At 47.2% G+C, this 13126-nt stretch carries 11 protein-coding genes and 1 other RNA gene; 1 reads left to right on the forward strand and 11 read right to left on the reverse strand.

The genetic code is table 11. The features are described from left to right. Positions 1-43 precede the first annotated feature (43 nt). Entirely contained in the window at positions 44-1273 is a 1230-nt protein-coding gene (locus tag M1D71_RS20640) for an aminotransferase-like domain-containing protein (protein WP_458123453.1), read from the forward strand. A gap of 246 nt (positions 1274-1519) precedes the next feature. Here M1D71_RS20640 and rnpB read toward each other — a convergent pair. The 11 genes from rnpB to era all read right to left on the reverse strand — a co-directional run bounded on the left by rnpB (position 1520) and on the right by era (position 13093). Continuing rightward, positions 1520-1928, reverse strand: an RNA gene (gene rnpB / locus M1D71_RS20645) — RNase P RNA component class A. A gap of 82 nt (positions 1929-2010) precedes the next feature. Then, positions 2011-3126 carry a Nif3-like dinuclear metal center hexameric protein gene (locus M1D71_RS20650; protein WP_458123454.1) on the reverse strand — a complete coding sequence of 372 codons (1116 nt, stop codon included), beginning with the start codon at positions 3124-3126 and terminating at the stop codon, positions 2011-2013. Then, positions 3102-3860, reverse strand: a complete 759-nt coding sequence (locus M1D71_RS20655; RefSeq protein WP_458123455.1) for a tRNA (adenine(22)-N(1))-methyltransferase — start codon at positions 3858-3860, stop codon at positions 3102-3104. The genes M1D71_RS20650 and M1D71_RS20655 overlap by 25 nt, the downstream gene beginning before the upstream one ends. A gap of 186 nt (positions 3861-4046) precedes the next feature. Further along, positions 4047-5186 (reverse strand): RNA polymerase sigma factor RpoD, encoded by a 1140-nt coding sequence (gene rpoD, locus M1D71_RS20660; protein ID WP_062835490.1) that lies wholly within the window; start codon positions 5184-5186, stop codon positions 4047-4049. 43 nt (positions 5187-5229) lie between these two features. Then, positions 5230-7050 (reverse strand): DNA primase, encoded by a 1821-nt coding sequence (gene dnaG, locus M1D71_RS20665; protein WP_458123456.1) that lies wholly within the window; start codon positions 7048-7050, stop codon positions 5230-5232. Between the two features lie 50 nt (positions 7051-7100). Beyond that, positions 7101-7568, reverse strand: coding sequence for a YaiI/YqxD family protein (locus M1D71_RS20670; RefSeq protein WP_440131283.1), 468 nt, complete (start codon positions 7566-7568; stop codon positions 7101-7103). A 229-nt stretch (positions 7569-7797) separates the two neighbouring features. Continuing rightward, positions 7798-9873, reverse strand: a complete 2076-nt coding sequence (glyS, locus tag M1D71_RS20675; RefSeq protein WP_458123457.1) for a glycine--tRNA ligase subunit beta — start codon at positions 9871-9873, stop codon at positions 7798-7800. Then, positions 9866-10753: a glycine--tRNA ligase subunit alpha gene (gene glyQ, locus M1D71_RS20680; RefSeq protein ID WP_145323243.1), complete on the reverse strand. Its 888-nt coding sequence runs from the start codon at positions 10751-10753 to the stop codon at positions 9866-9868. Before glyQ ends, glyS begins: the two co-directional genes overlap by 8 nt. A gap of 409 nt (positions 10754-11162) precedes the next feature. Beyond that, positions 11163-11915, reverse strand: coding sequence for a DNA repair protein RecO (recO, locus tag M1D71_RS20685; protein ID WP_458123458.1), 753 nt, complete (start codon positions 11913-11915; stop codon positions 11163-11165). Between the two features lie 33 nt (positions 11916-11948). Continuing rightward, complete coding sequence (locus M1D71_RS20690; protein ID WP_145323245.1) at positions 11949-12089, reverse strand: YqzL family protein; 141 nt, start codon at positions 12087-12089, stop codon at positions 11949-11951. A 104-nt stretch (positions 12090-12193) separates the two neighbouring features. Beyond that, positions 12194-13093: a GTPase Era gene (gene era / locus M1D71_RS20695; protein ID WP_145323247.1), complete on the reverse strand. Its 900-nt coding sequence runs from the start codon at positions 13091-13093 to the stop codon at positions 12194-12196. Positions 13094-13126: the final 33 nt, after the last annotated feature.

Below are 13126 nucleotides of genomic sequence, written 5' to 3' on the forward strand. Positions count from 1 at the left end.
TATAATATCAGTATAACAGTGAATAACAGGAGATGAGAATAACATGAGTATCCCTTGGTCCAAAATGGCACAAAACACCCCGTCCTCTGTCGTTCGCGACATGCTCCAGGCCGCCCAGGCACCTGGAATGATTTCACTTGCCGGTGGATTACCAGCCCACACTTCATTCCCGCTGGAAGCCATCCGCGTTGCATATGAAAAAGTATTTATGAGCGGAGCAGCCGCTCTTCAATATGCGGAGACTGAAGGATACCGTCCTCTTCGCGCCAAAATTGCCGAGCGTCTTGAATCCAAGGGCATTCCCGCTTCACCAGACCACATGCTTCTCACTACGGGTTCACAACAATCCATTGACTTGGTTTGCCGCATCCTTCTCGACCCGGGTGACCGCGTACTGGTTGAATCACCAACCTATCTCGCTGCTCTGCAAGTCATCCATTCCTATCAGGCTGAATCTCACGGCGTAGCCTGCGATGATCATGGCATGTTGCCTGAATCTCTGGAGGAACAGCTCCAACTTCATCGTCCAAAGCTCGTCTATATCAACCCGACGTTCTCCAATCCTACGGGTAAAGTGTGGTCAAGAGAAAGAAGACAACAAGCTGTGGATCTGTGCCGCAAGTATGGTGTGCTCATTCTGGAGGATGATCCGTATGGCGAAATTCGATTCAATCCGGAACAATTGGATGTCCCTGCTCTCGCAGAACTGGATGCAGCCGCCTATGGTGCCCCTTCCAATGTTATCTACACCAGTACGTTCTCCAAAACGGTAGCACCAGGCCTTCGTACCGGCTGGATACTGGCTGCTCCTGATATTGTCAAAATGGCAGCACGGGCCAAACAGGGTGCCGACTTGCATTCCAGCAGCATCGACCAAAGAGCTCTTCATGCATTGCTTGAATCTTTCGATCTGGATGCACATATCCGCCATATTTCACAGGATTACGAGCAACGCATGAAAACACTGACCACACTCATGGCAGCCAAATCATGGGAAGGTATCTCGTGGAATTCACCTCAAGGTGGCATGTTCTTGTGGCTACAGCTGCCTGAAGGCATGCTGGCAAGTAATCTGTTCACTTACGGTATCCAAGAGAAAGTGTGCATTGTCCCAGGTGATTCCTTCTATGCGGGCATACCAGAGTTGAACCGTATGCGAATCAACTTTACCCATACAGATCCTGAGCTTCTTCCGGAAGCCGTGGAAAGAATGGATCGCGCCATCCAACGCTGGCATGCTTCCTTGACATCGGACAGTGTTGTTACACTGTAATGAACTGTCATAAACGTTTTGCTATCCACTAGCGTATGAAGGTTAATGACTTGATATGAGAAACAAAAATAAGGCGGCATGCCCGAGAATCTCGGGCATGCCGCCTTATTTTATAGAACCTGTTATCAACAGGAGTTATGTTTGTTCAGATGTTCATGGGTCCTTCTGATCAGTCAGGCCATCGGTGAATCTCAAGGATTGTCCTCGACTGATAGGTGGACTACACTGTAATGCTGTTGTTGCAGTTAGGAAAGCTTACCGTAAGCCGGGTTCTGTGCTCTTCGTGGTTCATGCGGGAACTACCCTCCCACCAGAAGCGACAATCATCTATCTAGGCCATACATTGCTGCACAGCTCAAGCGACCAACCTAGACACACCTCGGGCTAAGGCTGTCTCCTCCGAAGAGGTGACTGTGTCCCATTAGGTCTTGCTCCAGATGGGGTTTACCAGGAACGAAGTCACCAGCGTTCCTCGGGGTCTCTTACACCTCGGTTCCATCCTTGCCTGTGCCGGAAATCCGGCCATCGGCGGTCCATTTCTGTGGCACTATCCTTCAACTCGCGCTGACTGGACGTTATCCAGCATCCTGCCCTGTGGAGCCCGGACTTTCCTCTCGTGGCAACAAAGGCCACCAGCGATTGTCTGTCAAGCTTTCCGAACAACATTACATAGTATACAGGCATTTGGGTTCCCAGACAAGCTTAATATTACTGGGAATCCCACATCACCTGTCTTTTTAGATAAACTGGAATACTTCTGTATTCACCTCAGAAGCCGTAACTTGCGTATCATATCGTTTATCTTCCAAACGGGAACGAAGCCAATCGGCTGTCTTCGGTTTCATAATCTTCTCGGAATTATGTCCTGGATCAATGATGCACATGCCTGCCATTAACGCATCATGTGCCGTGTGATAATCGATATCTCCGGTCACAATAACATCCGCACCTTTGAAGCGGGCAGTGAGTGCATAACGACTACCAGAACCGCCCAGAACCGCTGCTTTTTTGATCTGTTTGTTCAGATCCCCTACAACACGAACATGAGGCACGTTGAATTGGGTCTTCACGACCTCCACCAGCTCACCTAATGTCTTAGGCTCCCTAAGGGGTCCCAAGCGTCCCAGACCGAGCGTACGGCCCTTTAAATCCATTGCATAGAGGTCATAGGCGACTTCTTCATACGGGTGAGCCTTAAGCATCGCCTGAACGACCTTACTGCGCAGACTTTGAGGCACGATTGTCTCAATCCGCATTTCTTCCACACGTTCCATCTGCCCTTGAGTACCAATGTACGGTTGTGTCCCTTCTCCGGGTACGAACGTTCCTGTACCTTCCATGTTGAAGCTGCACTTGTTGTATTGACCGATACTTCCTGCTCCGGCTTCTAGGATGGCTTGAAGCACCAGTTCATGATGCGTACGAGGTACGAATACCGCCAGCTTGTACAGATGATCTGTATGTACATCCTCCAGCGATTCCTTGCTCTCAATGCCAAGTGCTTCAGCCATCCAGTCATTCATGCCACCTTCGGCCACGTCAAGGTTCGTATGACTGATATAGACAGCAATATCATGCTTAATCAGCTTTTCATACAGTTTACCCATAGGCGTATCCGTGCTCAGTGACTTAACCGGTCGGTAAATGATGGCATGATGGGCGATAATCAGATTGGCACCGATACGAATTGCTTCATCCACCACTTCATCCGTCACATCCAAAGCAACGAGCACGTGACTGATTTCTTTTTGCAAACTGCCGAGCTGCAGACCGATGCGGTCATCCGGCACAGCCAGATGTTTAGGAGCGAGCTGCTCCATCAGTTGAATTACAGTTTGACCTTTGGCAAACATGCCAAAACCTCCTTCAAGTTTGCGATAAGACGTTCTACCTCAGCCGCCTTGTCCCGGGAAGAATCCTGATCCGATTTGGAGATGGAATTTACAACCCCTTGCAGTTTGACGATCTCACTTTCCCATTTGGCAAAAAATACATCCGTTGGACGATCCACCAAATACGGTCCCATCCGCAGAAGCAAATCTTCAGTCAATTCTGCCCCGCCTTGAAGCGGACGTGCACGATACACCTCAACATTTGCAATCGGGCTTACGGATTGCGGCATCGCCGTTATAATCTCATAGATCTTGCCATCTTCTTCGAGCAACTGTTCTGCTACAACCACCCAGTGATGCTCCAACAACCAGCGTCTGAGGATGTCCTCTCCCACATTCGGTTGCAAAATAAGTAACTGAACTCCTTCCAGTTTGGATATACCTCTGTCCAAAATAGAAGCAATCAAGGCACCACCCATACCTGCAATGGTGATGACATCCACTTCACCCGCAGAGATCACATCAAGCCCATCTCCACGACGCACCGTAATTTTTTCTTTCATGCCAGCGTCGCTGACTTGTTTGCATGCAGCATCATAAGGGCCAGGGTTGACTTCCCCAGCTACTGCGCTTGCGGCTTTCCCACTGCGGATCGCGGCTACTGGCAGCAACGCGTGGTCTGAACCGATATCAGCCATGCGGCTGCCCTCGGGAATTTGATCATGTATTCGCTGTAATCGATTCGAAAGTTTCATGAAGCACACCTACACCATTCATTTAATTTATTGATTTGCATTGAACAAGGAAAAGCGATAAAATAAAATCCAATCAAACATTTCAAGGATGAATTTCCAAAACCAAGAAATCAAGACGTTCAAATTAAAAATAAAGGAGACCCCGCCGCCGCTAAAGCGTCTTGCGGAAAGTCTCCCATAGTTTGATTATTCGAGGAAATCCTTGAGTCGTTTACTACGACTCGGGTGGCGCAATTTACGAAGAGCCTTGGCTTCAATCTGACGAATACGCTCACGCGTAACACCGAATACCTTGCCCACTTCCTCCAGCGTTCTCGTCCGTCCATCGTCCAGCCCAAAACGTAAACGAAGAACATTCTCTTCACGCTCAGTCAAAGTATCCAGTACATCTTCGAGCTGTTCTTTCAGCAACTCATACGCAGCAGCATCTGCTGGAGCAAGTGCTTCCTGATCCTCAATGAAGTCACCCAGATGGGAATCATCTTCCTCACCAATCGGTGTTTCAAGAGAAACCGGTTCCTGTGCAATCTTCGTAATTTCACGAACTTTCTCCACACTCAGATCCATCTCAGCAGCAATTTCTTCTGGAGTCGGTTCACGCCCAAGTTCCTGCAACAGCTGACGGGATACCCTGATCAGCTTATTAATCGTCTCCACCATGTGAACAGGAATACGAATTGTACGCGCCTGGTCAGCAATCGCACGAGTGATCGCCTGGCGAATCCACCATGTAGCATACGTACTGAACTTGTATCCTTTTTTGTGGTCAAACTTCTCAACCGCTTTGATCAGACCCATATTACCTTCCTGAATCAAATCAAGGAACAACATTCCACGTCCAACGTAACGCTTGGCGATACTGACTACGAGACGCAGGTTCGCTTCAGCCAGACGACGCTTGGCTTCTTCATCCCCGTTCTCAATCCGTTTGGCCAGTTGTACTTCATCATCTGCCGACAACAATGGCACACGACCAATTTCCTTGAGATACATACGGACAGGGTCATTGATTTTGATACCTGGCGGCAAGCTCAGATCATCATCAAAGTGGAATTCGTCCTCTCCCTCTCTGGTGTTGTTCTCGGAATCTTCACTAGGACGAAGTGTAACCTCTTCATCATTTTCATTCACTACATCGATACCCAGATCGCTCAGTTGCTCATAGAACTCATCCATTTGCTCTGCATCCTGCTCAAAAGGAGAGAGTTTCTCTATAATTTCCTTGTAATTCAGCGAAGCTCTTTTCTTACCTGATTCAATCAATTGATCTTTAACCTGATCCAGTGTCAATTCTGTTTCTAGTTCAGTATGCTGATCATTCGCCATAACTCGACTCCCTCCTCCCTAGAAACATCCAATAATCAGACATTCACTGTCTCTCTAGGGCAATCATTTCAATTGCAATCTGTGCCGCGCGTACAGAATCACCTGCCCGCTCTGCAGCAATCATTTCTTCTTTTTTCAAATCGTACTCTTTCTTACGCGGATACTTCAGCACTTCCCTGATGCAATCATCGAGCATTTGAATACTCCATTCACCTGGACCATCCATCATCGAGATTGAACTGACCGTTTTTTCCAGGCGATCGTCATGCAGTGAAGACATAAAACGGCTTGTATCCGACGGTTTGCCTTGCGCATAGTAGGCATATAGATAAGCAGCAATAGCTGCATGATCATCCAAGTTAAAAGCTTCACCAAGATGCTCGTTCACGTACTGGGCGGCCTCATCATCCTGCAACATCCAGGCGATCAGTTTGCGTTCAGCAGCGTGGTAAGCTGGCAACAGATTGGGTGTAGGCACCTGCCTATTTTGTTGCCTACCATTATTCCACCTTTTCGGGTTATTATCCCCAAACTGGAGGTTATTTTTCATTGCCTCCCGTTCTTCATTACACTCCTGCTTCAATGTTTCGAAGGATACGTCCACTTCTGCAGCCAGTTCTCGAAGATACACTTCCCGCTCTGTTGGAGAAGGTAAGGGGGCAATCAATTTTACCGCTTCTTTTGAATAGGCGATTTGTCCGCCACCCTCTAGCAGTATATGGCTTTTTTTTAGGTTTATAAGTTTAAATTTTGTAGTGGTCACAGCACCGTCCACAATCTGGTTTCGGAACCGTTCCCCACCATGCTTCCGGATAAAATCATCCGGGTCAAGTCCCTCAGGAATGAGAGCCACTTTGACCTGCAATCCGGCTTCCTCAAGAATCGGGAAGTTTTTGAGTGCAGCAGCCTGTCCTGCTCGGTCACCGTCATAACATATGATGATCTCGTCGCACATGCCTTTGAGCATCAGTGCCTGATTCTCAGTTAGCGCAGTACCCATTGCCGCAACACCATTCTGGATATCCTGATCCCATGCGGAGATGACATCACCATATCCCTCGAACAAAATGGCTTGCCTTTGTTTGCGAATTGCATTTTTGGCATGATGCAGATTATAGAGAACACGGCTTTTGTTAAATAACCGGGTTTCCGGTGAATTTAGATACTTCGGTTGCCCATCTCCCAATATGCGCCCTGCAAATGCAATTGGCTTACCGCTCCTGCCGTTAATCGGAAACATAATCCGGTCGCGGAATCGATCCACATATCCTTGACCTTCATTTCGCGGTGATAGAAGACCACCCTTTTCCATCTCTTCAAGCGGATAGTTACGTTTTTCGAGAAATTGTACCAGTGTATCCCAACGATTTGGTGCAAAACCAATCTGGAACTGGTCAATCAACTTGTCGCCAAAACCTCTTGAGCGTAAATACTCCATGGCTGACTTGCCGTGTTCTGTATTTTTTAACAAAAAATGATACAGCTTTGCGGTAAGCTCATAGGCCTCCAACAGACGTTCCGTCTCCGGATTCACATGAGCAGATTCACGCCCTTGCCAGTCCCCCATTGAGATATGGCTTTCTTCCGCCATCGTCTTGACAGCCTCGGGAAAGGATAACCCTTCGATTTCCATCCTGAATTTGATGGCATTTCCGCCCGTGCCGCAACCGTAGCAGTAGAAAATTTGTTTCTCAGGTGTAACGGTGAACGAAGGGGTCTTCTCGGAATGAAAAGGACAGAGGCCTTTCATATACTTCCCCTGCTTGGTCAGATGCACAAATCGGCTCACCGTATCGACGATATCATTCTGCTGTAACACCGATTCAATAATACTTTCGGGTATACCGCCTTGTCCGGTACTCATCTCTGGCCACCTTCATCTCTTCAACACGTCGTAAATATAATTCGATAAACTTACACATTCTCCTGCAAATCTTTTAAAAGTTTTGTCAGTTTATGTTGAAAAATTTCTCGATCCTGCTCTGTGAAAGGCTTTGGGCCTTTCCCGTAATGGCCTCTTTTTCGTGCTTTGGCCGCAGTATGACGAGAATCCAACATGAAATCAATGTCCCGATCGTTAAACTCACGACCACGAAAGGATAAAACATAACAACGTTTGCCGAGCGCAAGTGCCGCAAGTCCATAGTCCTGAGTAATAACCACATCGTATGGCTTAATATGATTAGCAATATAGAGGTCTGCGCTCTGATCACTTCGATCCACTTGCACAGTACGCACCCCTTCTCCTCCTTGAAGCAAATGATCAAATGAAGAGACCAACAGTACAGGGATGTTGAAAAGGCGAGCGGTTTGCGCAATCTCGGTTTTGACCGGACAAGCATCACCATCCACAACAATGTGGCGTATATTTAACTCACTCAAACCCAGACCACCCGGTTTCATAAAATAGCTGCATATTGTAATATACGACCCCGGCCAGGCAAAATCCTTCTGCCGGAACAAGGGAAATCAAAGGCTAAAATACGGAGCGGTTGTAAAAAATACATTTCACAACCCGTTCCGTATATTTATACCCTCATATATCCTTCTTTAATACTGAATTTTAGCTTTGCTCCAAGTCTGTGGAAAAGGACTCATGAAATACGCCCAATTACCAAACCAACTTGGAAAAATCAGCAAATCCTTTCAAGTCACGATCAATAGCCGCGAGCAAGGCAAGTCGATTCGCACGGACAGCCTCATCTTCAGCCATAACCATGACCGAATCGAAGAATGAGGTAATACCATCCTTCCAAGCTGATGCAATAGCCAGTGCTTCAGCAGCATCATGCTGAGTCAACGCCTGACGATATTCTGCATTCGTTTTGCTCCATGACTCATGTAACTGACGCTCTCCATCTTCTGTGAACAGTTCTGGATGTACGGAAGCATTGGATGCTTTGGCAGCCAAATTACCCACACGGTTGAACGATTCAACCGTTGTTTTGAATGCGTCACCTGTCAGAACAGCCGCCATCAATGCTTCACCTTTTGGAACCACAGCGCTGATATCATCGAATCCGGAAGAAATTACGGCATCCACTACGTCATAACGGACGGTTTCGGACAATAATTTTTTCACGCGAAGACCGAAGAAGTCTTGCAGATCTTTACGAACCTCTTCATCTGCACGTTTCAACAGGTTCATCTGGGCATGCACTTGAAGCGCCACTCCGAACACGTCTGACAATGTCAGCGGAAGCTTGTGATCCAGTAGAATCTGTACAATACCTGCAGCCTGACGGCGCAGCGCATATGGATCCTGAGAACCTGTTGGAATAATGTTGATGGAGAAACAACCCACGATTGTGTCCATTTTATCCGCAGCACTCACAATGGCACCGACAAGCGAAGCGGGGGATTGATCTCCGGCGAAACGTGGCTGATAGTGTTCAAATACGGCTTTGGCCACCTCTTCTTTTTCGCCAGCTTTACGAGCGTAATCCTCACCCATCACACCTTGCAGTTCCGGGAATTCACCCACCATCAGTGTCACCAGATCGAACTTGCAAATATCTGCTGAGCGGCTAACGGATTCTGCAACATCACCGGATACTTGCAGTTTGGCAGCAATTCCATCGGCAATCTTGCGAATACGGCGTACTTTATCTCCAACCGTACCCAGCTCTTCCTGGAAGACGATACTTTCCAGCTTCGATAATGCATCCTTAATCTGTAGCTTCTGGTCTTCCTCATAGAAGAACTTGGCATCAGACAAACGCGCACGCAGTACTTTTTCATTCCCTTTAGCAATGACATCAAGTGAGTCACTTCCACCGTTACGCACCGTCACGAAGAATGGCAACAATTGTCCCTCGCTGTCCAATACAGGGAAATAACGCTGATGCTCACGCATGGAAGTAATCAATACTTCTTGTGGAATATTCAAAAATGATGAGTCGAATGTTCCGAACAACACCGTAGGTGTCTCCACCAGGAACAGGACTTCCTCCAGCAGGTCTTCCTTGATGGCAATATCCCATTTTTTCTCAGCAGCCAGTGCTTGAATCTGGGATACAATCATCTGTTCACGTTCCTGAATATCTACAATGACATGTTCGGAACGCAGGACTTCTACGTAAACGGCAGGCTTCGAAATTACCACATCATCGCCAAGGAAGCGATGCCCGCGTGTGACATTGTCAGACTTCACTCCGGCCACTTCAAGCTCGATGACTTCACTGCCAAGCAAAGCTACAATCCAGCGGATTGGACGTACGAACTTGAAATCATAGGAAGCCCAGCGCATAAATTTCGGGAACGTCATGGCATGCAATACGGAAAGCAGTCCTTCCCCAATCACAGAAGCCGTTTCCACACCTTTACTGCTCTTCGTTGCATAGATATATTCGACACCGTTCAATTCCTTGAACGTGAACTGGTCCGGTTCAACACCTTGACTCCGGGCGAATCCAAGTGCAGCTTTGCTCCAATTGCCACTGTCGTCCAATGCAATTTTGCGTGAAGGACCTTTCACTTCTTCCTCGATATCTTCCTGCTTCTCAGCCACATTCTGAATCAAAACAGCCAGTCGGCGAGGTGTAGCATACGCATTCACTTCACCATAAGCAATGCGGGATGCTTCAAGCCATTTCACGACACGCTCTTGCAGCTGTGCGATTGCTGCACGCATGAAGCGTGCAGGTACTTCTTCCAGCCCGATTTCAAACAACAGATCCTTAGACATGCTCGGCTCCCCCTTTCTTGATTAGCGGGAAGCCTAGCTTCTCACGCTCTTCCATATATGTTGCAGCGACTTGACGAGCCAGATTCCGGACACGTGTGATGTAACCCGTACGTTCCGTTACACTGATGGCCCCACGTGCATCCAACAGGTTGAACGTATGGGAACATTTGAGCACATAGTCATATGCCGGGAATACCAGATGCTGCGCCATGGCTTTGTTTGCTTCTTCTTCGTGCATGTTGAAGAGAGTGAACAACATTTTGACATCGGATACTTCAAATGTATATTTAGAATGTTCGAATTCTGGCTGACGGAACACATCACCATAAGTAATACCTTCCACCCATTCCAAATCAAACACATTCTCTTTTTCCTGAATGTAAGAAGCCAAACGCTCCATACCATACGTAATTTCAACGGCTACCGGATTCGTCTCGATTCCACCAACCTGCTGGAAATACGTGAATTGCGTAATCTCCATTCCGTCCAACCATACTTCCCAACCAAGACCTGCACAACCAAGTGAAGGATTCTCCCAGTTATCTTCAACAAACCGAATATCATGTTTGAGCGGATCAATGCCCAGACGCTTCAGACTTTCCAGGTAAATTTCCTGGATATTGTCCGGAGAAGGCTTGATGATTACCTGAAACTGATGATGCTGATACAGCCGGTTAGGGTTCTCGCCATAACGTCCGTCCGAAGGACGACGGGAAGGCTCCACATAGGCCACTTTCCAAGGTTCGGGTCCAAGCGAACGCAAAAAGGTCATCGGGTTCATCGTACCTGCCCCTTTTTCCGTATCGTATGGCTGGACAATAATACAGTTATGCTCGGCCCAGAATTGTTGCAGCGTTAGAATCATCTGCTGAAAATTCATAATCATGCTCCTTTTCAATGGTTTGTTAGTAGGCTTAGAACGGCGAAAACAACAATAAATAGCCCCCGTCCTACGCCTGTTGTACAGACGTAGGGACGAGAGCTATTCCCGCGGTTCCACCCTACTTGGCTTGGATCAAACAGGATAATCCTGTTATTCAAGCCCACTTTTCCGTGTCCATTCATGCTCCCGAGTGCCGTTTCAAAAACCGATTCAGTCAGGCTTCCACCATCCCCAACTCGCTCATTCATGATGCGCAAGTGTCCTACAACGACTTGTCCCCACAAATGCAATAAATCCAGTCTTTTACTTTCTCGTTCAATGCATGTCTCATAAAGAGAAATTATATTTCATAATATATAAAATCTAGTATGAAGTCAAGATATAGTTTCACTTCCACATAAACGCCTCAAATCCCGTACTTCTCCATCTGATCGAGGAAAGAACGGGATTTAAGATTCAGGCCAAGCTGATGATCCATAAAGGCACGCATCAGCTTTTTGATCTCATTACGGGTAGACTCACTCACTGATATATTCCCCAAGCGCTGCAGATCCAACCGAGCGAACAAGCGCAACAACTTCAGAGCCTTTGGACTGACTGACATCGCCGGAGGATCGAAATGTTTGCATGCACGACACAGGACGCCGCCAAGTCTGGGACTTATAAACAACTGCTCATCAGGTCGCTCCTGGTTACAGGAGATACACTCATCGAACTGCGGACCATAACCGGATGCCTGTAATATTTTCATTTCGTACAGACTTGTAATGACAACCGGATCTTTCTCTTCCTTCAACGCCTGCAGACACGCCTTTAACTGTTTGAACCAAAATGTACCTGTCTCTTCATCCTGAAGCACGCGATCCAATAGTTCACACGCATACGAGGCATAAGAGGCCTTGACCAGATCTTCACGCAACTCATGATAGGATTCAACAATCTCTCCAGCATTCAGTGTGCCTAGACCCGTATTGCGGAAATATACATATTGACCATACGTAAACGGCTGCACCAGTGCAGCATGTCGGCTCTTGGGTTTTTTGGCACCGCGGACGAGTACGCCTACTTTCCCGCCGCTTTCGGTGCAAAGCGTAATAATTTTGTTCCCTTCGCCGTAGTCCATGCTGCGGATGACAATCCCTTCCACCCTGTATAGCATGCCTCGTCACCTAACCATTCCCGAATTAGCCAGTTATCCTTCGGCTTCTTCATCTTCAATCACTTCCCTTGCAGGTTCCGACTCCTGTCCTAACGAGTTACACGCCTCGGTATATAACAAATAGGACTCCACATCCCCCGTCATCGCAAAAACCTTCCACGAAAAATCTCGCATCGGAATTTCATCCTCTCTTCGGAAATGACGTCTGCATCTACCAAATAGGATGGAGTCTTGCAAGGTAAACTATGTGTTGCAATTACTGGATATAACTCAAATCATTAATCGCGGCCAAAGCCAAGATCACGCAGAACCCGATCCTGATTTCTCCAGTCCTTTTTCACTTTGACCCATAGGTCCATGAAAATTTTGGAACCAAGCAAGTTCTGAATGTCATGTCGAGCTCGTTTACCCACTTCTTTCAGAAGAGCACCCTGCTTCCCAATAATGATCCCTTTTTGCGAATCCCGTTCCACAAATATGACGGCTGAGATATAAACGACACCGTTATCCTGTACTTTCATATCTTCAATCGTTACAGCAATGGAGTGAGGTACTTCTTCACGAGTCATCTGTAGAATCTTTTCACGAATCAACTCTGCACATACAAACTGTTCCGGATGGTCAGTGACCTGGTCATCAGGATAGTACTGTGGACCTTCAGGCAAATACTTCCCAAGCTGTTCGAGCAAGGTGCTTACATTGCTACCCAGCTTGGCAGATACAGGCACGATTTCAGCGAAATCATGCAGTTTGCGATACTCCTCCATAAGGGGCAGCAACGCTTCCGGCTCAATTTTGTCAATTTTATTCATGACGAGAATGACAGGAGTACGGATATTTTTCAACTGTTCCGCAATATAACGATCACCGCCACCCATTCCTTCCGAAGCGTCAATCAAGAACAGTGCTGCTTCCACTTCTCCGAGCGTGTTCAGAGCAGTCTGGTTCATGTAATCGCCAAGTTTGGATTGACGTTTGTGAATACCCGGTGTATCCAGGAAAACGATTTGCTGATGTTCTGATGTATACACACCATGAATCTTATTACGAGTTGTTTGCGGCTTGTCCGACATAATCGCAATTTTCTGTCCGATAACCTGGTTCATCAGTGTGGATTTACCTACGTTTGGACGTCCAATAATGGCTACAAAACCGGATTTAAATGCTTGTTTTTTCATATGTTCCTCCTCAGGCGCCTAGGCCTGGAATAT

The sequence above is a fragment of the Paenibacillus sp. Z3-2 genome (assembly GCF_054161325.1).

What these genes read in the sequence shown, in the direction of transcription:
- rpoD (WP_062835490.1), bottom strand. Translation starts at nt 5,186, where the DNA reads ATGGCGAATGATCAGCATACTGAACTAGAAACAGAATTGACACTGGAT.
- M1D71_RS20690 (WP_145323245.1), bottom strand. Translation starts at nt 12,089, where the DNA reads ATGCGAGATTTTTCGTGGAAGGTTTTTGCGATGACGGGGGATGTGGAG.
- M1D71_RS20655 (WP_458123455.1), bottom strand. Translation starts at nt 3,860, where the DNA reads ATGAAACTTTCGAATCGATTACAGCGAATACATGATCAAATTCCCGAG.
- era (WP_145323247.1), bottom strand. Translation starts at nt 13,093, where the DNA reads ATGAAAAAACAAGCATTTAAATCCGGTTTTGTAGCCATTATTGGACGT.
- glyQ (WP_145323243.1), bottom strand. Translation starts at nt 10,753, where the DNA reads ATGAATTTTCAGCAGATGATTCTAACGCTGCAACAATTCTGGGCCGAG.
- glyS (WP_458123457.1), bottom strand. Translation starts at nt 9,873, where the DNA reads ATGTCTAAGGATCTGTTGTTTGAAATCGGGCTGGAAGAAGTACCTGCA.
- M1D71_RS20640 (WP_458123453.1), top strand. Translation starts at nt 44, where the DNA reads ATGAGTATCCCTTGGTCCAAAATGGCACAAAACACCCCGTCCTCTGTC.
- dnaG (WP_458123456.1), bottom strand. Translation starts at nt 7,050, where the DNA reads ATGAGTACCGGACAAGGCGGTATACCCGAAAGTATTATTGAATCGGTG.
- M1D71_RS20650 (WP_458123454.1), bottom strand. Translation starts at nt 3,126, where the DNA reads ATGTTTGCCAAAGGTCAAACTGTAATTCAACTGATGGAGCAGCTCGCT.
- recO (WP_458123458.1), bottom strand. Translation starts at nt 11,915, where the DNA reads ATGCTATACAGGGTGGAAGGGATTGTCATCCGCAGCATGGACTACGGC.